Origin of the sequence: Salmonirosea aquatica (genome assembly GCF_009296315.1) — a bacterium.
GTDB lineage: Bacteria > Bacteroidota > Bacteroidia > Cytophagales > Spirosomataceae > Salmonirosea > Salmonirosea aquatica.
In genome coordinates this window covers 4730753-4752429 of record NZ_WHLY01000002.1, presented here as the reverse complement: position 1 = coordinate 4752429, position 21677 = coordinate 4730753, and the positions used below count along the sequence as shown (strand labels likewise).

The following is a 21677-nucleotide window of genomic DNA, read 5'->3' as shown; positions in this document are numbered from 1 at the left end:
ATTTTACCCCTTTTGTGGGCATAAAAACCTAAACCTTCCTACCTCCGATGAAAAAGCGAACCTTCCTCAAACTTTCCTCCGCCCTCATGACCGCTCCCTTGTTCTCTCCTTTACTAAGCTGTGAAACCGAAAGCAAGGCGGAAACTCTGAAAAACTGGGCGGGTAACCTCACATACAGTACCGGACAGCTGGATCAGGCTAAATCGGTGGCTGAGGCACAGGAATTAGTAAAAAAATATGATAAAGTGAAGCAATTAGGTACCCGGCATTGCTTCAACAAAATTGCCGACTCGGACGACCGCTTCGTGTCGCTGGTGGGAGCACCAGAGGATATTGTCATCGCAGCCGATGGCAAATCCGTGACGGTCAATGCGGGAATCAAGTACGGCGAATTGAGCCCCTACCTGCACGAAAAAGGCTTTGCCTTGCACAACCTGGCCTCGCTGCCTCATATTTCGGTGGCGGGCGCCATCGCCACCGCCACCCACGGTTCGGGCGAGAAAAACGGCAACCTGGCCTCAGCGGTGTCGGGTCTGAAAATGCTCACAGCCAATGGAGATTTGGTGACCCTTTCGCGGGAGAAGGACGGCGAAAATTTCAATGCCGCCGTAGTGCATCTGGGTGCTTTGGGTGTGCTAACAGAGGTGACGCTCGATCTGCAACCTACCTTTCTGATGACGCAGTATGTGTATCAGAATATGCCGATTGCCCAGCTGAAAGATCATTTCGACGAAATTCAGGCGAGTGGGTACAGCGTGAGTCTGTTCACCAATTGGCAGAGCCAGGATATTGCCGAAGTGTGGGTGAAGCAGCGCGCCGACGCGCCGCAAATGGACCAGAAAGAATGGCTGGGCGCTACCCTGGCCACCCAAAATCTGCACCCCATCCCCGAACTTTCCGCTGAAAATTGCACCGCCCAAATGGGGGTACCCGGTCCGTGGTACGAGCGGATGCCGCACTTCAAGATGGGATTTACGCCCAGCAGCGGCGACGAACTACAGGCGGAGTACTTTTTGCCGCGCCAGCACGCCGTAGACGCCATCATGGCCATCGCCCGCCTCGGCAACCAGGTAGGGCCCTACCTGCTCACCTCGGAAGTACGAGCGATTGCGGCGGACAATCTGTGGATGAGCCCTTGTTACAAGCAAGATTGCATCACGATCCACTTTACCTGGAAACCCGACTGGCCCGGGGTCAGTAAGTTGCTGCCGATTGTAGAAAAAGAATTGGCTCCCTACAACGCCCGCCCGCACTGGGGCAAGTTGTTCGCGATGGCTCCGGCTGATCTCCAAAAGCATTATCCCCGATTACCGGAGTTCCGGGAAGTGGCGAAGCACTATGATCCCAAGGGAAAGTTCCGGAATGCGTTTTTGGAGAAAAATGTGTTTGGTAGTTAATCGAAAAAATTCTTCAGGCAATACAGCCCTTATTTTTGGGAGCACGAATCTTAAACCGTGAATGGGTATTTCGGCGGTATGAAAATGTTGGCATGCACTTTCTTGCTATGGCTACGCTTAACAAACGTTTTCGCTCAGGTACCTTACTCCAGCCTAAGGTCAACGGCCGTCTCCATTGATCATGTTCCGGTAGTAGTTCGGGATTTAGAATCTATCAAAAACCTACTTTCCGAAACGCTGCATTTTAAAGTAAAAGCAGGAAAGCCCCACGCAGGCATCGAGAATTGTTTTGTAAAATTTCAGGATGGCACCTACCTCGAATTCATTACGCCGCTTGATAGTACACCCGATATTGGAAAGTACTACACCAGATTCTTAAAGCAAAGGCAGGGCGGCACGTCCCTGGCGATTTCGGTCCAGTCAGCAGAAACGGTCAAAAAAGAACTGCGGGCAAAAAACATTGCATTTACCAGCGATAGTAATCAAGTTTGGAAAACCGTCGAGCCCAGCCAGTCTGATCTTTTTTATATCGAATATGCGGATAAAAGCTGGAAAGACACCCAGCAAAACACGAGTCACCCGAACGGTGCATTGTCCCTGCGATCGGTTTGGATTATTTCAGCGAATGTAGGGGAAGATACCGGGAAGTACTCAGAATTCGGTTTTACCAATACGGGAAAAGAAGTACTTTTAGATGTTCCAGCCCACCGACTTGCCGTTGGAAGCAGCACATTATTTTTAATCGATCAAAAAAACGGAAAACGACTTACCTCAGGGTTCAGCGCCAGAGAATTGACTGGAATCTGCGGCTTCACGCTAAAAGTCAATTCCCTGGGTACCTTGAAAAACAGGCTGCCAAAATCTGATATCGTTAGGGTTGATACCAAGCGTATCCTCTATTTCCTGAATGAGTACAATCTGTTTCTTGAATTTATTGAATGAATAGAGTTAATGGATTCTTACCAAGTACCCTTTGCTGATGCTGGAACGCTACTTTGAACTGCGCCGGAATGGTACCTCGGTGCGCGTGGAACTCATCGCCGGGTTATCCACTTTTCTGGCTACGATGTACATCATTGTGGTCAATCCGGCCATCCTGAGTCAGGCAGGCATGCCATTCAGCGGGGTACTTACGGCTACGGTGCTGCTGTCATTTTTTTGCAGCCTGATGATGGGCGTTTACGCCAAAAATCCGCTGGTCGTAGCACCGGGCATGGGATTGAATGCTTTCTTCACCTTCACGGCGGTGAAGGGTTTGGGAATAACTTGGGAAACGGCTTTGGGCGCCGTATTCTGGTCGGGCGTAATATTCCTTTTACTTTCTTTACTAAACATCCGGTCGTTGCTGCTGCAAGCCATTCCCAGTGCCTTGCGTCATGCCATTGCGGCCGGAATCGGTCTGTTCATTGCCCTGATCGGCTTCATTAATGCCGGGTTTATCGTGGACAATCCGGCCACGCTCATCAGCCTGGGCAACACGACGAGCCCGTCGGTATTGCTTTTTATTTTCGGCTTGGCCCTGACTGCCATCCTCACTACCCGAAAGGTACCCGGAGGAATTATCATCAGCATTTTGGCTGTTTCCATTATCTACTTATTGGGGGGTACCTTGTTCGGTACTGCCGCTCCGCTTCCCGAAAACTGGGTATCCGCCCCGGATTTCAGTCTGCTCTTTCGTTTAGATCTGATGGGTTCTTTGAAATTCTCGCTCTGGCCCGTCATCTTTGCCTTCATTTTCACCGACCTTTTCGATAGCTTGTCTACTTTCGTAGGAGTAGCCGAGGCCGCCGACTTGAAGGATAAGCAGGGAAACCCGCGAAATGTCAAGCAGTCGCTGCTGACCGATGCCGTAGCCACCACCCTGGCCGGGCTGTTGGGTAGCAGTCCGGGGACAACCTATATTGAATCGGCCGTGGGCATCGAACAGGGCGGACGCACGGGATTGACGGCCGTTTTTGCGGGCTTGCTCTTCCTGCCTTTTATGTTTCTGTCGCCCGTTTTATCCCTTGTACCGGCCGTGGCCACGGCTCCAGCTTTGGTCATGGTGGGGGTATACATGGCGCGGCCCGTGGTGCAGATCAACTGGCAGGATATGGAAGAGGCCATTCCGGCTTTCCTCGCGATGATACTGATTCCCTTCAGCTACTCCATCACGCAGGGGATCATTTGGGGATTTCTGAGTTGGACACTTTTAAAAATCGCGCAGGGAAAATTCAGAGAGCTTTCGCCCGTCCTGCTGATTATTGACGTTCTTGCTATCCTGTCGTTGATTACCGGCGTTCATCCCTAGCTACCTATGCAAAAATCAGTACGCTTCTCTCTTTTTATCCTGGCTTTTTTTTTCATCCTTGTTGCGCCTACCCGGGCGCAACTATACAAAAAGAAGAACGTAACTGCCCTGCTGGGTGCTTTCAGTGACGAGGTCAAATTGTTGGAAGAATCTGTCAGCCACAAGCGTGTCCGCACCGTGCACGGCATTCCGTTCACGACGGGAAAACTCAATGGCCGCAAGGTAGTCATTGCCCTCACGGGCATCGGAAAAGTGAATGCCGCCATGACGACCACGCTGATGCTCCAAAAATTCCGTCCTTCGGAGGTACTTTTCACGGGCATTGCGGGAGGACTCAATCCCGAACTACTGCCCGGCGACATCGTCATTGGCCGCGAAACAACCTACCACGATTTTGGCTACATCACTTTTCAGAAACAAGCTACCCGTGCCACCCGCAACCCCATCACGGGCGAGTACAACCCGGTTTATTTCAAGGCGGATTCTATACTATTGGCCAAAACGCTGGAGGCCGCCGGAAAAGTGACGCTCAAGACTGCCAGTGAGACCCGCCGTGCCCCCAAGGTAGTAGTCGGCAGAATCGTGACGGGCGATGTATTTGTCTCCTCGGAAGAGAAAGTCAATCAACTCCTCACGGATTTTGAGGCCGATGCCACCGAAATGGAAGGCGCCGCCGTGGCACAAATCTGCCATCAGCAACAGGTACCCTGCATCGTGATCCGAAGCCTGAGCGATAAAGCCAATGGAACCGCCCGGGAAGATATGCTCAATTTTCTGAGCGTAGCCGCCCGCAATTCAGCCGCCCTGGTACTGGAAATTCTTAAAGAAATTAAATAGAACCTGGTATTGACGCAGGTTAGTAGATTATTATCCTAAAAGCCTAGTTAACAGACGCCTATTCATTAATTCACCTTTGATCTGCTGGTTTCTTTTAAAAACAAATCCAAAGTTTTGAAGGGTCTACAGGCTAGTTTTACGTCCTTTTTGGCAAGATGCTACGGGAGAATTGGGTATTCAAGCCCTTTTATACCGAACCCTACTATTTAACTACCTACTCACTAATGGCCCAAATTGTAGAAACCAAAAGTAAAACCTACCGCTGGACGGTCGTAATACTCCTCTTCTTTGCTACCACCATCAACTACCTCGACCGCCAGGTCATCGGTCTTCTGAAGCCTGCTTTGGCCGGTGATTTCAACTGGAGCGAATCCGATTACGCCAATATAGTCATGGCTTTCACGGCCTCCTATGCACTGGGCTACGTAATATTCGGGCGCATCATTGATAAAATAGGTACCAAGCTGGGGCTTGGACTATCGCTGGTGGTGTGGAGCGTTGCGGCTATGGGACACGCTCTGGCCAAGAGTACCCTGGGCTTTGCTTTTTGGCGGGCTACCCTGGGCTTGGGCGAGGCGGGCAACTTTCCGGCTTCGATCAAAGCAGTAGCCGAGTGGTTTCCCAAGCGGGAACGGGCCTTCGCTACGGGGCTATTCAACTCAGGTACCAACATCGGGGCCGTAGTGGCTCCCATCATGGTACCCTGGATTCTGGGCGCTTATGGCTGGCAGGAAGCCTTTATCATTACGGGAGCGATTGGCTTTATCTGGCTTGTTTTCTGGTGGTTCATTTACGAAATCCCCAGCCGCAAGAAGGGCATTTCCAAAGCTGAACTCGAACTCATCAACAGCGATGCCGACGACGATTCAGAAGAGCAACCTATCCCCTGGACAACTCTCTTCCGGGTACGGCAGACCTGGGCCTATGTGTTCGGCAAATTTCTTACCGATCCCATCTGGTGGTTTTTTCTATTCTGGCTCCCCTCGTACTTTGCCCAGATTTTCGATCTGGATTTGAAAAAACCCAGTCTACCTCTGGTAGTAGTATACACCGCAAGTACCGTGGGAAGCATTGGCGGTGGATATCTGTCAGGCTGGCTGATCAAAAGAGGTTGGCCTGTATTTAAGGCACGGAAATCGGCGATGCTACTATATGCCTTTATGGTAATCCCTATCGTGTTTGCCACCTCGGCCACGAATATATGGACAGCCGTAGCCTTTATCAGTCTGGCCTGTGCGGCGCACCAGGCATGGAGCGCCAATATTTTCACCACGGCTTCGGATATGTTCCCACGCCGGGCAGTAAGTTCCATTGTAGGTATCGGCGGCATGGCGGGCTCGCTGGGTGGTGTTTTATTCCCGTATATCGTGGGGCAGATTTTAGATACTTTTTCCGCTCGCGGCGACATTACCAGCGGCTACAACATCATCTTTATCATGTGTGGCTCGGCCTACCTGATCGCCTGGGTGGTGATGCACTTCTTTGTCCCCAGAATGGAGCGGGTAAAGGTGTAGAGAGATTGTTGAATTGTTGAATTGTTGAATTGTTGAATTGTTGAATTGTTGAAGGCAAATTCAGCCAACTGCGGTACCTACTCTACAATCCAGAATAACTTTGTGCCTTTGTTCCTCTGTTCTTTTGCCCCTTACTTAAAGAGAATTCTGTACTCGGCTTCGACGGCTTTGCCCAAGCAAAACGTCGAAGCCGCCACTAGGATGTGGTACGGACCAAAGGCTACCGCGGGATTCAGTTCCAACCTCAGCTTACTCGACAACGCCAAGATCGTCATGGCAAAAACCACCCACAAAGCACTTTTCTGCTTTTGCAACAAGCCCCAGCACGCAATGAGCAGGGCAATGACGATGCACAGCGGCTGCACGACCTGAATCAGGGGACTCAATCGGTATGCGGCCAACCCCAGGAACAATCCTGTGCCGGTGCCGATGGTTGCCCAAAAGGTAAAGCGGGTAGCCACGGAATGACTGATCAATAGCCAGGTACCTACCATCATGCACAGGGGTCCCAACGTGGCATCGAGTCGGCGTAATGACTCCACCACGGGCGACAGCCCTTCCCAACCCACGTACCACAGTACTGCCATCAGGGAAGTGACAGACAGAGTGATAAAAAAAACTCCCCATAGCAGGCGACTATATATGGGTTGTTTCTGGAAATAGACAAGGAAGACGGCAAAGGCCGTGATACTGAGAATCAGTTCAGACAGACTGTTCAGGACCATGCGGATTCGTAGGGCTGTGGGTTTGAAATAGCAGAAGGGCAATTTACAAATTCTTACCACAATTTGCTACCTAGGGCATTTCATCCTACTTTTACCGAAAAAGTAGGATGGTACTTTTCGAACCTGTCCTGAAAAAAGTAACACCTCCTGTATATCCAACCGTTTCCTGACCTGAATCGATTTCTTTATACAGTATTTATAGTTATAAAAGTCCAGTCTCCAGAATCCAAATCGCGCGGGCGTACCCGTTCCAGCACTATCTATGAGCGTTTTAGTAAATAAGAATTCAAAAATCATTGTACAGGGATTCACCGGTTCCGAAGGGTCTTTTCACGCCCAGCAGATGATTGAGTATGGTACTTCCGTGGTAGGTGGAGTTACACCTGGCAAAGGCGGCATGAGCCACCTGGATCGTCCTGTTTTCAACACCGTCGATCTGGCCGTGCGGGCCACTGGTGCTGACGTGTCCATTATATTTGTTCCCCCGGCTTTTGCCAGTGACGCCATCATGGAAGCAGCCGACGCAGGCATTGGTGTGATCGTGTGTATTACCGAGGGTATCCCGACCAAAGACATGATGATGGCCAAAGAGTATCTGAAAGGAAAAAACTGCCGCCTGATCGGCCCCAACTGCCCCGGAGTGATTACGGCCGAAGAGTGCAAAGTGGGTATTATGCCCGGTTTTATTTTCAAGAAAGGTACCGTGGGTATTGTGTCCAAATCCGGGACGCTCACGTATGAAGCCGTAGATCAGCTCACCCGCTCGGGGTTGGGCCAAACTACCGCAATCGGGATTGGGGGCGATCCTATCATTGGTACTACTACCAAGGAAGCCGTAGAACTCCTGATGAACGATCCCGAAACCGAAGCCATCGTGATGATTGGCGAAATCGGGGGAAGCATGGAAGCCGAAGCAGCCCGCTATGTGCAGCAAGTCGGTAACATCAAACCTGTCGTAGGCTTCATAGCCGGTCAAACCGCTCCCAAAGGCCGCCGGATGGGCCACGCCGGTGCCATCATTGGCGGTGCCGACGATACGGCCGAGGCCAAAATGCGTATTATGCGTGAATGTGGCATCCACGTGGCCGAATCACCCGCGGTGATTGGCGAAACGATGCTGATTGCCCTGGGAAAGAAATAAATAGAAACGATTATAGCAGAACGAAAAGGGCTGGGGGAACCCCGCCCTTTTTTGGTAGTATGAAACGGTACCATCGCTCGATCACCCTAATGTTTTTAGTCCTTTTGGGCTTCTTTGCTCCGTCGGCCCGGGCGGCCAATGAGGTGGGGCCCGAAGGTAGCCATTACCTGGTGTACGACTTCACAAACGATTGGCTGGTGTACAGCAGTCAGTATAATAATTATATCCCCTATTCCAGTGCTCTGAACGAAACCGATCTGTCGGTCAGCTTGCTGGTTGATCTTTTGAAGAACCGCCGTTACGACCTGCTCATTTCGACTTCAAAAGAAAACTATCTGTTCGTGGAAGGGGCTTTGCAAAAAAAACTCACTCCCGATGAGTGGCTTGTTTTGAGTGTCGACAGCCTGCGTAAACTTTATAAAAAAGACGAAATTCTGCTCACGCTGTACGGTTCGGCCGGGAAAGAAGACAAAACCGTTCTGATCGGTCATGCCAAAAGAACCACGGCCACCCCTGGTACTACCGCGAAGTCCAGCCCCCTTTCTTTCATCAACATCAAGCCCCTGCGTACTTCTCCGTTCGGTGATTTTTCTGTACTGCTGATTCTGTTGCTTTTGGTACTTACTCTTTTTACCTATGCCGGGTCACCCTCGCTCTTCCGCCGGTTCATCACTCCGGCCGATTTTTTCGATCGGAGTGAGCGAAATGACCTGTATCGTTTCAACCGCCCCTACGGGCGCTTCATGTTCATGATCGCTCTGATTGTGAGTATGGCTATAGGGTACCTGATCCTTTTTCTGGCCCATTATGGATTCGATTTATTTGCTACCAGCGGTTTTTTATCTGATGGGACTACCTTAACTGATTTCCTTACAGACTCAGCCAAACTCACGTTTCTATTCTTAGGACTGCTGTTCCTGAAATTCATCATGATGGAAATAGTCAGCGGCGTACTGAATCTCGATCGGATCGTCAACAGCCATTACATCCGGGCTTTGCAACTCTCCTATATCTTTTATGGAGTCTGCATCATCGTTTTTTTCGGGATATCACTCCAGAATCCACTCTGGTTTCGGCAGCTTGGCCCCTACCTATTATACATAGCTATTTTCTACTACCTGGCGCGTTTCGGGCTTCTTTACATATTTACCAACTCCTCCGGTCAGTTTATAAATCTGTATTTATTTTCGTACCTTTGCGTCATTGAAATCATACCCCTCATCGTTGGCGTTAAGTTTGCCAACTAGTTCTTAAGGATGCTTTTCATGCCATAACCCAATAGAAAGATTACATGAGTGAGACCATCAAATTTGATCAGGATCGGCTCAATAAGGTAACAAGTATCCTGGTTAGCCAGTCACGACCTGCCGATGAAAATTCCCCGTATTTCGAGCTGGCTCGGAAATACAACATCAAAGTTGACTTCCGGCCCTTTATTAAAGTAGATGGCGTGTCGTTCAAGGAGTTTCGGAAGCAAAAAGTAAACATTCTGGACCACACTGCCATCATCTTTACGAGTCGTAATGCCATTGACCACTTTTTCCGCATCTGCCAGGAAGGTCGGATCGAGGTACCTGCTGACATGAAGTACTTTTGTATTTCCGAACAGACCGCCAATTACCTGCAGAAGTACATCATCATCCGCAAACGGAAAATCTTTAACGGTACCAAGACGGCCGTGGAGCTGATCGAGCTGATCCGCAAGCACAAGAACGAGAAATTTCTCTATCCTTGCTCGGATGTTCGTAAGAACGATATCCCCGAATTTGCCGATACCGAAGATCTTCATTTTACCGAAGCCACGATGTATCAGACCGTTTCGGCCGATCTGTCGGATCTGGAAGATGTATACTATGACATCATCGCCTTCTTCAGTCCGTCGGGCATCAAGTCGCTTTACGATAATTTCCCCGACTTCAAGCAGAACAAAACCCGTATTGCCGCCTTTGGGTCCACTACCGCCAAGGCCGTCGAAGAGGCCGGTCTGTTCCTGGACATTTTGGCTCCCCTGCCCAACGCCCCGTCTATGAACGGTGCTCTGGAGCTGTACATACGAAAAGCTAACCATATTCAATGACAAACCGAAGGCCGATTTTTTTTCGGCCTTCGTCGTTTTTCTCAATTTTTTTCTTGAATATGCGTTATCCTGTAAACTTTTCGGAATAAGGTTTGTACTCTCTATTGAATACGACTATTACCAGCCTGTATGTTACGAAGCATTTATACCACTATTTTACTGACGGCGGGCGGCTTACTGTTCTCTACCCTTGCTTTTGGCCAACAGCCTACCCAATTCAGCCAGTTTCAGCTCAATCAGCTTTATTTTAACCCGGCCGCTGCCGGAGCGGATGGTGCCACACGCTTTCAACTCATGCATCGGACGCAATACTCCGGCTACCAGGGTACCTTTGATGAGGGCGGGGCACCTACCACTCAGTTTTTTTCGGCCAGTGTGCCCATTAAGAATCTGGGCTTGGGCTTTACGGCCTACAACGACAAGATCGGAGCGCTCACCAACCAGAGTTTTCAATTGGCTGCGGCGTATCGATTGGCCCTCAGCAATGGTACCCTGGCCTTGGGAGGTAGCGTAGGACTTTATCGTATGGCGCTTAATTATAACCTATTGCGCCCCAACGAGCCAGGTGACCCGCTGATTGGGACGGGCGTTGTGGGCGAAATGCACCCCGATGTGAATCTTGGTGTTCGTTACGAAACTACGGGCTACTACGTGGGTGTTTCAGTGAATCACCTGCTCAAATCGAAATACACTCTGGGCTCTGACAACGCCACGAACCCCCTTATCCCTACGTATTACGTCAATGGTGGGGTCAATCTGGAGGTAGGGTACCTTTTCGAAGTACAGCCTTTTGTGATGGGCAAGTCCGACCTATCTGCATTTTCAGTCGAAGGAGGCGCAATGGTGACCTACAACCAGCGTTATTGGGCCGGAGCTTCCTACCGGGCACAGGATGCAATTATTCTGATGGGCGGAATCAATCTTTTGCAGAACCAATCGTTGCGGCTTTCAGGAGCTTACGATATCGTGACCGGCGCGACCAGCCTGAAGACTCCATCTTCGTTCGAGGTGTTGCTTTCCTACCGATTACCCGCCCCGAAATTGGGCAAGAAAACCATTGTGCGGACTCCACGATTCCGTTTTTAAAGAAATGTCATCTTTTAAGCGTCGATTCTTAGGTATTTGACGTAGTTGTAGTTGGTGTGTTTGGAAACCAAACCGTACTTTTGGGGAATTTATTTGAAATAAATCCGCATTCATACCAAATAGATCATGATTTCGTTAGGTACGGAATGAGAGAATATAAATTTGAATTATCGGCCCTAATCGGTTTTTTTGCATATACTAGACCACAATCACTTATCGTTTTTAAACGGATATCAATCAAATAACATAGCGTAAACCACCATGAATGTTAACATGTTCTATCGAAATGGCTCCAAAGGTTTGCTTTTTGTGGCCGCAATCATGCTCCTGCAGAGTTGTGGTTTCATCAAGGAAAAATTTGGTAAGGGAGGAAAAGAGGAAACTGGAGTAGCCAATGGAGAAGTGGTGGCCACTGCCCGCAAGGGGTACCGCCAAACCACACCCGCCGGTATGGTGATGATTCCTTCGGGATCATTCGTCATGGGTCAGGCGGATGAGGATCTGGCGGCTACGATGGTGAACATGAACAAGCGCGTGACCATCAGCTCGTTCTACATGGATGATACCGAAATTACCAACAACGAGTATCGCCAGTTTGTAACGGCGCTTCTGCTGGACTCAATCTCGGTATTGGGTGAGGAAGAAATCATGACCAAGTACTACCCCGACACTACGGTATGGAAGAAAGACTTCGCCTACTCGAACGGTGATCCCATGGTGGAGTACTATTATATGCACCCTTCGTTCGATACCTATCCTGTGGTGGGTGTAAGCTGGACGGCGGCTAAGTATTTTGCCGAGTGGCGTTCTAACCTGTACAATGATTACCGCCTGAAAGAGGGGATGTTTCACTCGCCTAATTTCCGGCTACCTTCCGAAGCTGAGTGGGAATGGGCCGCCCGTGGCGGACGTCAGGGAGCTAAATATCCCTGGGGAAACCCTTATACGATGAATGGGAAAGGCTGCTTTCTGGCTAACTTCAAGCCTCAGCGCGGTAATTATGATGCGGATGGGTACCCTTACACGGCTCCTTCCAATGCGTATAACCCCAACGAATATGGTCTGTACAATATGTCAGGTAATGTGTCGGAATGGACCCTGGATGCCTACGCCGACAATGCCAACACCATTCTGTGGGATATGAACCCTGAAAATGATGACCCCACTGAACCCCGCAAGGTAATTAAAGGTGGTTCCTGGAAAGATGTGGCCTATTACTTGCAGACAGGTACCCGTTCCTACGAACTTGAATCGCAGCGTCGTGCCTTTATTGGTTTCCGGTGCGTGATGGACAACTTCGACGGACGCCGGGGAGCCACCGGAAAACGCCGCTAACCACAAGCATTACTTAGGAAGCAGCGGCATCATCGCTGCTTCTTTTTTACCCGAGTACCTCACAAAACAACATTTCTTTTACACTTTCCTTCAATTAATTTTAACAATCTGAATTTTTATGGCTAAGAATAACGGCTCTAACGCTTTCTTCGATAAAGTCCTGCCTACCTTTTACAGTGCTGGCGCCGCCGTGGTAATATTGGGCGCTCTAGGCAAGATTCAACACTTTGACTGGGGTGGACCGATGCTCACGATTGGACTGGGTACCGAGGCAGTAATATTTCTACTTTATGCATTTCAAACTTTCGTGCAGCCCGTAGAGAGGCAACCCGCTTGGGAAAGAGTATACCCCGAATTGGCTGATGACTATGATGGCCCCCTCGGTTCGCTGCGCACGACTGGCCCGCAAGCTAATGGTCTGACCGCCAATATGGACACCATGCTAGCCAATGCCAAAATTACGCCGGATATTTTCGACAATTTGGGCAAAGGTTTCCGTAATCTTTCGGAAAGCGTCAGCAAAATTGGTGATCTGACTGATGCTACCGTAGCCACGAATGACTACGCCAAAAATGTAAAAAATGCCTCCAATGCCATCAATGATATGAATAAGTCGTATGGAGTGGCCATCACAGCCATGTCTTCAATGGCCGATGCTACCAAGGATGCCCAGTCGTACCGGGAGCAATTCCAGCAGATTACCAAAAACATGGGTGCCCTCAATGCCGTATATGAAATGGAGCTACAGGACACTACTAAGCACCTGAAAGCGATGAACGCATTCTATGGTAACCTAACTACGGCCATGGCCAATATGTCGGAAGCTACGAAAGAATCGCAGGTTTTTAAAGCCGAAATGTCAAAATTGACCAACAATATTTCTTCACTCAATAGTGTATATGGCAGCATGTTGACCGCAATGCGGGGCAATGCCTAAACTTACCCAACTCTAACTAATTAATCTTCACAAGATAATAGATCACTAAATTCTATGGCAGGTGGAAAAGAAACACCCCGTCAGAAGATGATTGGGATGATGTACCTCGTATTGACCGCTATGCTTGCCCTGCAAGTAAGTTCGGCGATCATCGAAAAATTCATCCTTTTGAATAATTCACTTGAATTATCTTCCGGGGCAGCCAATAAAATAAATCAAGAAACTGTATTGAAAATTAAGGCCGCAGTGGACAAATCGGGTAACCGAGCTGCTGACGTGGCCGTGATGAAGCAAGCCGACGAAGTTCGTGCTCTCACCTCGAGTATGGTGAGCGAATTGAGCGCTCTTAAGCAGGAAATCATTACGAAGGCCGGTGCGGGCCTGAAAGAAGACGGCAGCATCAAAAACCCGCAGGAAGAACAAAAAGTGGCGGAATTGATGATTGGCAGTGGATCGCAGAAAAATGGCAAAGCGTATGCCTTGAAGCAAACGCTCAACGATTTTACGCAGAAGCTCAATCAATACAGCCCTGAGAAATTTCAACCCTTGGCTTTGGATGCCAAAGACGACCCTATTTCAAAGAATCGGGCTGATCAACGCAACAAAGACTTTGCGGAATTGAATTTTGATCAAACGCCCGTAGCGGCCGCCTTGGCCGTTCTGAGCCAAAAGCAAACGGATATCCGCCGTATGGAGGGCGAAGTGCTCAACTATCTTGCTAGCAAGGTAGGAGCCGCCGATATCAAGTTTGACCGTATTCTGGCCATGATTAGCTCGGAGTCTAAAGTCGTAGTAGCAGGTACCAAATATAAGGGTGAAATGTTTATCGCTGCCTCGGCTTCAGGTATTACACCCCGCATGAGCCTAAATGGTGCTCCGGTACGAGTAGAAAATGGCAAGGGGATTATCGAGTTTACCGCTCAGGGAGGTGGTTATGGCGCTGATGGACTAGTACGCCGTGTTTTACAGGGTGTCATTTCTTTCCCTACTCCGTCTGGACGTGATACCACAGTCCGTCTGGAGCAGGAGTACTTTGTTGCTAAGCCAGATTACCAAATTGAAACAGGTACCATGCCTCCCTTATACCTAGGCTGTGCCAACAAACTAAGTATTGTGAGTCCAGCTTTGGGTGCTTTGTGGGCTCCTGATTTTAGAGCAGATGGAGCTGAAGTCATTAAGAGTGGACAGAAGGGTAAAATTACGGTTGTTCCCAATCGGAAGCAGGTGCAACTCACAGTTTTGAATCAAGGTAATGTCCTAGGTACAAGCCCTTTTAATGTGTCACTTGTTCCTAAGCCTTCGCTTGAATTGCGGGTGAATGGAGGTGCTTATGATGGACGCAGAGGAGCCGCAGCTTCCAGCGTTCGCTCAATTCAAGTAGTGGCAATTCCCGACGAAAGTTTCAAAAACTTTTCGCCTGAAGATGCTCAATTTCGGGTTTCCCAGATTCAGGTTTCATTGGCCCGTGGTTCCCGTAGGATAGGCAATCCGGTAACACTTAATGGTGGTGGTTCTGTTTCTGCTCTTGCTGCCAATGCTGAACCTGGCGACCGTTATGTAATTGAAGTTTTAGGTGTTCAACGACGTAACTTCAAAGGTGAAACTAGCAATGTTGAAATGGGTAGTCAACCTATGACGGTCAATTTGAATTGATATCAGTCTATTATACTGATTTATGGTATAATCCGTTATAAAGAAAAAATCAGCAAAAAAGAATCGCTATGAGGATACATGGAAAAGTGGTGGCGCTGTCCATCGCATCGCTGGCACTGGGCGCAACGGCGGTGAAAGCGCAGGAGCGGGACGAAACCAAGATGAATCAGCTTTCGGCGCGTCCGATCGACGATCAGGATGTAATGATGAAGCGTACGCTCTGGCGGCGGATGGATTTGAAGGAAAAGCAGAATCTGCCGATGTTCTCAAAAAACAACGAGATTACGCGCTATATTATCGAAGCCACCAAAGCAGGCCTAATCACTGCTTATGTCAACGATTCGTGCACTACTGAATTGACCCCAGAGCAAATGCACAAAAAACTGTTGATGCCTAATCAGGTAGCCGGGCTATCCGCCGAAGAAATTGCGGCGGGCTTTGGTCAGCCTACCGACAACGGAGGCTGGGGCGATACACCGAAAAAGGAAGAGCCCAAAAAAGAAGAAACTGTTGACGACGGGTGGGGTACCCCGGTAAAAAAGGATACCAAGAAAACCGCCGCAGTGGAGGACGATGGCTGGGGAACTCCCGTAAAGAAGCCGGCTAAGAAAGGCACTAAAACGGCAGCAGCACCCACCGAAGTAGCTCAGGACACCGTAGCTGCTCCGGATCCTTTTGATCAGCAGTTGGCTACGATTACGCCCGAAGAAGAATTCTTTCCTCAGGACATCAGTCTGATGGAAGTAAAAGAAGACTGGACGTTCGATAAGAAACGCTCGCGGTTGTACATGGACATTCAGACCATTACGCTTTTGCTTCCTGCTGAAGTCAATACGGCTACGGGACTGGAAATACCCATTGCTTCCTATAAGTACAAGGATTTGGAGCGCCTGTTCCGCAGCGATCCTAAGAAATACATTTGGTACAATACGCAGAATACAGCCCAGCATAAGAACCTTGCCGATGCTTTTGATTTGCGTTTGCCCTACGGGCGGATTACTAAATATTCCAACCCGATGGATAAATCCTTCATTGACATCTATAAAGGTGAAAAAGCAGGGTTGATCAAATCGGTTCAATACGAGCAGGAGCTTCTGGAGCTTGAAAGCAGCATGTGGGAATATTAAGTTAGTAAGTTTTCAATTCATTGATTTCCATTGTCATAAACAAAAAAGGGAACGCCGAAGCGTTCCCTTTTTTGTTTCAGTAGGTTGTTAACCATCTATTGAAGCATTGTATCAAAATAAGCCTTTACTTTTCTGGCCTTATCGGGTCCAACTACTTCGGCCAGTTGTTCGGGGGTACTTTCCCGGATGGCTTTGATTCCTCTAAAATGCTTCAGAAGTACTGAGGCCGTTTTTTTACCAATTCCCTCCACATTCTCCAACTCACTTACCAGGCTGTTGCGGCTACGCTTGTCGCGGTGGTAGGTAATGGCAAAACGGTGGGCCTCATCACGAATCTGCTGGATTAGTTTCAGCGATTCGGATTTTTTGTCAATATAGAGAGGCAAGGAGTCTTCGGGAAAGTAGATCTCCTCCAGCCGCTTGGCAATGCCGATAATGGGTACCTTGCCATAGATATTCAATTCTTTCAACGCATCACAAGCCGCACTCAACTGGCCTTTGCCCCCATCAATGACAATCAGATCGGGTAAGGGAGCTTCTTCATTCAAAAGCCGGGCATAACGACGGCCCACTACCTCGTTCATGGAAGCAAAATCATTGGCCCCCACAACGGTCTTAATCGTAAAATGTCGGTAGTCCTTCTTGGAAGGCTTTCCATCCTTAAAACAGACCATCGCCGCCACCGGATTGGTACCCTGGATATTGGAGTTATCAAAACACTCGATGTGGCGGGGGAGGGATTTCAATTGCAGATCGGCTTTGAGCTTGATCAGGACCCGGTCTTTTTTCGAAGTAGTTGCCGAAGCCTCCACCGCCCGGCGCTCGGCTTTCTCGCGGCGGAAGAACATCACATTTTTCATAGACATATCCAGCAGCTTTTTCTTATCCCCAATCTGCGGCACCACGATGTCGAGTTTCATTTCCAGGTCGGGCGTAAGATTCGATATCAATTCTTTGGCCTCTGCTCCATAAGTTTCACGCATTTCCACAATCATCATGGCCAGCAAATCCTCATCTTTCTCGTCAAGTTGTTTCTTAATATCGAAGGTCTGCGTGGCCACTACGTAGCCATTTTTCACCTTCATAAAATTGAGGTAAGCCGCTTCTTCGTCCGAAACGATAGTCAACACATCCACATCGCCAATTTTGGGATTGACCACCGTAGCTTTGCTCTGGAAATTGGAAAGCAACTGAATCTTCATTTTCCAGTCGTGCGCTTGCTCAAAGGCCATCTTTTCGGCAGCTTCCAGCATTTGGTCCTTGAAATACTGCTGAGGTACCCCCAGATTGCCTTTCAGGATATAGTGAATCTGCTCGATTTCGGCATCATACTCAGCGGCGGGTTGCCGGCCTTCACACGGGCCCTTGCAGTTGCCCAAGTGAAATTCCAGACAGACTTTGAATTTACCGGCTTCGATGTTTTCCTGTGACAAATTCAAGTGGCACGAACGGATTGTGTATAATTCCTTGAACATATCAAGCAGCGCGTACATGCCCCGGGCATTGGCAAATGGCCCGTAGTAGGTACCTAGCCTTTTATCGACCCGCCTGACCGTAATTACACGGGGGAAGGGCTCATGGGTGATGCAGATAAAGGGATAGGTTTTGTCATCCCGCAGCAGAATGTTGAATTTGGGCTGAAACCGTTTGATCAGTTGGTTTTCCAACAATAGCGCATCCCATTCCGTAGGTACGATTGTAAACTCGATGCGTCGGATCTGGCTCACCAGGCGCTTGGTCTTGCGATCGTGTTGATTGGATTTAACAAAATAACTCCCCACGCGATTACGCAGGTCCTTGGCCTTACCCACATAAATCACCTCATCCTTTTCGTCAAAGTAGCGATAAACACCCGGCTCGTGAGGTACCCTGGAAAGTTCGGTCTTGTAATCGAATGTAGGCATTGACCCGTCGTTGGTTAGGAGACAAAAACCAACCCGTGCTGGATTTGTCTGATACTATTTGCTAGCAAAAAACAACCGTACCAGATGAAAAGTTGCCTGCCGGACGAGCGAAAAAGCTTCGTGCTGAGCCGCTTCGAGCGAGAGGGGGCGATCGATGGCCGAAACGGCGTAGGTAATGCCCGTGTTCAGGATTTCTTCGGGTGAAACGGTCAGGGTACCACACACCACCGCCAGGGGTACCTTATGACGCAGGCATACATCGGCCAGCCCCAGTATCAGTTTGCCCTGTAGTGTTTGTTGATCCATTTTCCCTTCGCCCGTAATAACCAGATCGGCCTGTCGAATATGGGATTCCATCTGAGTCTGCTGCAGCACGATGGCGGCTCCGGGCTCGAGGGTACCCTTCAAAAACCATAAAGCTCCGGCTCCTACCCCGCCCGCTGCACCCGCCCCAGGCACTGAACTGAAATCATAGCCGAAAGTGTGGGTAGCCACACGGGCTAAGTTGCGCAGGCCCTGGTCCAGCGTTCTGACCTGTTCCGGGGAAGCACCTTTCTGTGGGGCATAGATGTAGGCCGCTCCCTGCTCACCGTATAAGGAGTTAGTAACATCACAGGCTACCGTGATTTTTGCCTTGGATAGCCGGGGATTGACTCTTTCCAAATCGATTGAATGGATTTCACGCAATTTTCCGCCCCTAGGGGGTACCTCTTCCCCCATTCGTCTAGAAACCGGTACCCTAGGGCGGCGGCCATACCCACTCCCCATCCGTGGTAGCACTTCCCCCAATACCCAGAATGATGTGATCTACTCCCCGTGCAAGGGCGTCGTTGATGAGCTCTCCCGTTCCGAAAGAAGTGGTTTCATCAGGATTACGTTCGTCCTCCGATAGCAAAGCCAGTCCTGAGGCTGCCGCCATTTCAATGAAAGCTGTTTTGTGATCGGGTGTAAGGCCATAACTCGCCTGAATGGGTCGTCCCAAGGGGTCCTGCACCATCAGGGAGATAAATTCACCGCCTGCGTGCCGGGTGAGTGCTTTGGCCGTACCTTCACCTCCATCGGCCAGAGGCACCATAGTTATTTGTGCTTCGGGAAAAGCCAGTAGAACACCGGCAGCCATTGCTTCGCACACCTCATCCGATTCGAGAGAGCCGCGGAATTTGTCGGGAGCAATAACAATGTTCAATGGGAAATTGATCGAGAGAATGAGTGGTCGAGAGAATTACAATATTCACAATTCGCTTAATCACTCATTCAGGATTAAAAAAGTACCCCTTCATCATCGGATAAGGAAGGTGGAATGTAGGTATCAGTGCTATCAGTATATACGCCACCGCAATTCAGTGTGAAGTTGGCGGGTTTTTCAAACTTACCTTTCCGGTACTGCAGCAAGGTAGGGTCGGCATACACCTTTTGCATGTATAAGCCCCAGGCGGGCATCGCGATGCGCCCCCCTGCCCATAGGCCATCGTGCGAAAGTGGGTACTGCGATCTTCGCCCCCTACCCATACACCCGATACCAGGTTGTGGGTCATACCCATGAACCAGCCGTCGGAATAATTTGAGGTAGTACCCGTTTTGGCGGCTATCTCGTTGCCTTCGGTTACGCCAAAGCTTCGGAGACGTCCGGCCGTACCGCCCGGATCTTCCACCGCCCCGCGCATCAGGTAGATCATGTTATAGGCCATGTTCTCGCTCAGTTCCTGATTGGCTTTGGGGAAAAACTCCTGCAAGAGATTCCCGTAACGATCCTCGATGCGGAGCACAGTCATGGGTTCAGTTCGGTGGCCGCTGTTCACAAAAGCGCAGTAGGCACCTACCATTTCGTACACCGACACATCGCTAATACCCAGACAGAGGGAAGGTTGGGGGTCGAGTTTACTGGTAATCCCCAGTTTATGGGCATACTCAACTACGGTGGGTGGCTTTACCTGTTTCATCAAATAAGCACTCACCGAGTTGACGGACTTTCCAATGGCCTGCCGCAGGGAAAGCGACTGGTAAGAATAGCGTCCACTTGCATTTTTGGCTGTCCAGCCACCAGGTACCCCGTCTTCCTTTGTGAAGGTTACGGGTCGGTCCACGACATGGTCACACGGCGTCAGATAGTTCCGATCCAGGGCCGATACGTACACGAAAGGCTTAAAGGTAGAGCCGGGCTGACGGGCTCCCTGCTTGACATGGTCGTACTTGAAGTATTTGAAATTGACCCCTCCTACCCAGGCTTTCACGTGGCCGTTGCGCGGATCCATGGACATCATACCCGTGTGCAGAAAGTGCTTGTAGTATTTGATGGAATCGATGGGACTCATGGTCATTTCCTTCTCGCCGTCCCAACTGAATACCTTCATTTTGTAAGGCTTGCGCATCACCTTCCAGGCTTCTTCCTCACCTACCTCTTTCACAAGATTCTTAAAACGAGGGGATACCCGAACGGCCCGATCAACAAACCCTTTGATCTCTTTACCATTCTGGTCAATCCAGGGATTGCGGTCTTTCCAATGGTCAAAAAACAGCTTTTGCTGGGTCTTCATGTGTTCGGTCACAGCCTCCTCCGCATAGGTCTGCATCCGGGAGTCGATCGTGGTATAGATGCGCAAACCGCTGGTATACAGATCGAGATTTTCACCATTATCGTCATTATACTGCTCCACCCACCGTTTAAGGTACCCCTTCATCGCTTCCCGAAAATAGGGTGCCGGTCCGGTGTTGTGGCTTTCTATTGTAAAATTCATACTCAGCGGCATGGCACGGTATGCCTGGTACTTTTCCGGCGTCAGAAACTCATATTTCATCATCTGATCCAATACCGTATTCCGGCGATTGAGGGCATTGGTAGGTAGGCGTAGGGGATTATACAAGGTAGGGTTCTGTAACATTCCCACCAGCAAAGCCGCCTCATGAACATCCAGGTTCCAGGTATCCTTGTTGAAGTAGGTACGCGCCGCTACCTTGATACCATACGTATTATTACCGAACGACACAGTATTGAGGTACATCATCAGGATTTCCCGCTTCGTGTATTGACGTTCAAGAATCACCGAAAGTACCCATTCCTTGGTCTTGGCAATAATGGTACGCACCACGGGGATTTGGCCGAGTATACCCCGATAGCGTTCGGACCGCGTCTGAAAAAGATTTTTGGCTACCTGCTGAGTGAGGGTACTTCCCCCCCCGAACCAGAGTTGCCCGTGATGACGCCCTTTCCTACCCGAAACAAGGAGCGCAGGTCAATGCCGGAATGCTTGACGAAGCGGGCGTCTTCGGTGGCAATGAGTGCTTCGATCAATCGGGGGGATACCTGATCGAACTCGACAAGGGCCCGGTTTTCGATGATATACTTACCGAGGGACTTACCGTCTTCCGAAATCAACTCGGATGCCAACTCCCACTTGGGGTTTTCGAGCGTTTTCAGGTCAGGCATGGGCCCGAAGAGCCAGAAAAGATTAAAACTTACCGCTACAATATATAAGATGAAAAATCCCAGACCGAGACCCGCAAACCGCCACAAGCGGACAATGGTACGTCGGTATTTTCCAGACTGTAATTCAAGCATAGATTTAAAGAGTGATTGTGTGAGGGGGTGATTGAGTAATTGTTAAAATAATAAGCCCAAACCGAAGAAATTTTCTCATCCACTGCTCATACGGCCCA

At 49.5% G+C, this 21677-nt stretch carries 17 protein-coding genes and 1 pseudogene; 13 read left to right on the top strand and 5 right to left on the bottom strand.

Features of this window, described 5'->3' with window-relative positions; translation table 11 throughout:
- Window positions 1–47: 47 nt before the first annotated feature.
- The 5 genes from GBK04_RS20690 (at window position 48) to GBK04_RS20670 (ending at window position 6038) form a co-directional block, all read left to right on the top strand.
- Window positions 48–1397 carry a D-arabinono-1,4-lactone oxidase gene (locus GBK04_RS20690; protein WP_152762986.1) on the top strand — a complete coding sequence of 450 codons (1350 nt, stop codon included), beginning with the start codon at window positions 48–50 and terminating at the stop codon, window positions 1395–1397.
- Window positions 1398–1454: 57 nt separating this feature from the next.
- Window positions 1455–2339, top strand: coding sequence for a VOC family protein (locus tag GBK04_RS20685; protein WP_152762984.1), 885 nt, complete (start codon window positions 1455–1457; stop codon window positions 2337–2339).
- 37 nt (window positions 2340–2376) lie between these two features.
- Complete coding sequence (locus tag GBK04_RS20680) at window positions 2377–3687, top strand: NCS2 family permease (RefSeq protein WP_152762982.1); 1311 nt, start codon at window positions 2377–2379, stop codon at window positions 3685–3687.
- Between the two features lie 6 nt (window positions 3688–3693).
- Window positions 3694–4524 (top strand): 5'-methylthioadenosine/adenosylhomocysteine nucleosidase, encoded by an 831-nt coding sequence (locus GBK04_RS20675; RefSeq protein ID WP_152762980.1) that lies wholly within the window; start codon window positions 3694–3696, stop codon window positions 4522–4524.
- A gap of 224 nt (window positions 4525–4748) precedes the next feature.
- Complete coding sequence (locus GBK04_RS20670) at window positions 4749–6038, top strand: MFS transporter (protein WP_152762978.1); 1290 nt, start codon at window positions 4749–4751, stop codon at window positions 6036–6038.
- Window positions 6039–6169: 131 nt separating this feature from the next.
- On the opposite strand, the gene GBK04_RS20665 is transcribed toward GBK04_RS20670, so the two are convergent.
- Complete coding sequence (locus GBK04_RS20665; RefSeq protein WP_152762976.1) at window positions 6170–6763, bottom strand: hypothetical protein; 594 nt, start codon at window positions 6761–6763, stop codon at window positions 6170–6172.
- A 262-nt stretch (window positions 6764–7025) separates the two neighbouring features.
- Here GBK04_RS20665 and sucD point away from each other — a divergent pair, with 262 nt between their 5' ends.
- The 8 genes from sucD to porN all read left to right on the top strand — a co-directional run bounded on the left by sucD (window position 7026) and on the right by porN (window position 16119).
- Window positions 7026–7904, top strand: coding sequence for a succinate--CoA ligase subunit alpha (gene sucD / locus GBK04_RS20660; protein ID WP_152762974.1), 879 nt, complete (start codon window positions 7026–7028; stop codon window positions 7902–7904).
- Between the two features lie 89 nt (window positions 7905–7993).
- On the top strand, window positions 7994–9151 hold the full coding sequence (locus GBK04_RS20655; protein WP_373331173.1) for a DUF4271 domain-containing protein: 1158 nt from the start codon (window positions 7994–7996) through the stop codon (window positions 9149–9151).
- Between the two features lie 44 nt (window positions 9152–9195).
- Window positions 9196–9981 carry a uroporphyrinogen-III synthase gene (locus GBK04_RS20650; protein WP_152762970.1) on the top strand — a complete coding sequence of 262 codons (786 nt, stop codon included), beginning with the start codon at window positions 9196–9198 and terminating at the stop codon, window positions 9979–9981.
- 129 nt (window positions 9982–10110) lie between these two features.
- A complete protein-coding gene (locus GBK04_RS20645) occupies window positions 10111–11067 on the top strand; it encodes a PorP/SprF family type IX secretion system membrane protein (protein WP_152762968.1) in 957 nt (318 codons plus the stop codon).
- Between the two features lie 261 nt (window positions 11068–11328).
- Entirely contained in the window at window positions 11329–12402 is a 1074-nt protein-coding gene (gene porK / locus GBK04_RS20640) for a T9SS ring complex lipoprotein PorK/GldK (RefSeq protein WP_152762966.1), read from the top strand.
- Window positions 12403–12520: 118 nt separating this feature from the next.
- Entirely contained in the window at window positions 12521–13339 is an 819-nt protein-coding gene (porL, locus tag GBK04_RS20635; protein ID WP_152762964.1) for a type IX secretion system motor protein PorL/GldL, read from the top strand.
- 54 nt (window positions 13340–13393) lie between these two features.
- Window positions 13394–14992: a type IX secretion system motor protein PorM/GldM gene (porM, locus tag GBK04_RS20630; RefSeq protein ID WP_152762962.1), complete on the top strand. Its 1599-nt coding sequence runs from the start codon at window positions 13394–13396 to the stop codon at window positions 14990–14992.
- A 68-nt stretch (window positions 14993–15060) separates the two neighbouring features.
- Window positions 15061–16119 (top strand): type IX secretion system ring subunit PorN/GldN, encoded by a 1059-nt coding sequence (porN, locus tag GBK04_RS20625; RefSeq protein ID WP_152762960.1) that lies wholly within the window; start codon window positions 15061–15063, stop codon window positions 16117–16119.
- Window positions 16120–16214: 95 nt separating this feature from the next.
- Here porN and uvrC read toward each other — a convergent pair whose 3' ends face one another.
- The 4 genes and pseudogenes from uvrC to GBK04_RS20610 form a co-directional block, all read right to left on the bottom strand.
- Window positions 16215–18023: an excinuclease ABC subunit UvrC gene (uvrC, locus tag GBK04_RS20620; protein ID WP_152762958.1), complete on the bottom strand. Its 1809-nt coding sequence runs from the start codon at window positions 18021–18023 to the stop codon at window positions 16215–16217.
- Window positions 18024–18077: 54 nt separating this feature from the next.
- Window positions 18078–18686 carry a glycerate kinase gene (locus tag GBK04_RS30875; protein WP_373331172.1) on the bottom strand — a complete coding sequence of 203 codons (609 nt, stop codon included), beginning with the start codon at window positions 18684–18686 and terminating at the stop codon, window positions 18078–18080.
- Window positions 18687–18762: 76 nt separating this feature from the next.
- The gene (locus tag GBK04_RS30870) at window positions 18763–19209 is read right to left on the bottom strand and encodes a glycerate kinase (RefSeq protein ID WP_373331171.1); all 447 of its coding nucleotides are present in this window, start codon (window positions 19207–19209) and stop codon (window positions 18763–18765) included.
- 74 nt (window positions 19210–19283) lie between these two features.
- Window positions 19284–21579: pseudogene (locus tag GBK04_RS20610) on the bottom strand (penicillin-binding protein 1A).
- Window positions 21580–21677: the final 98 nt, after the last annotated feature.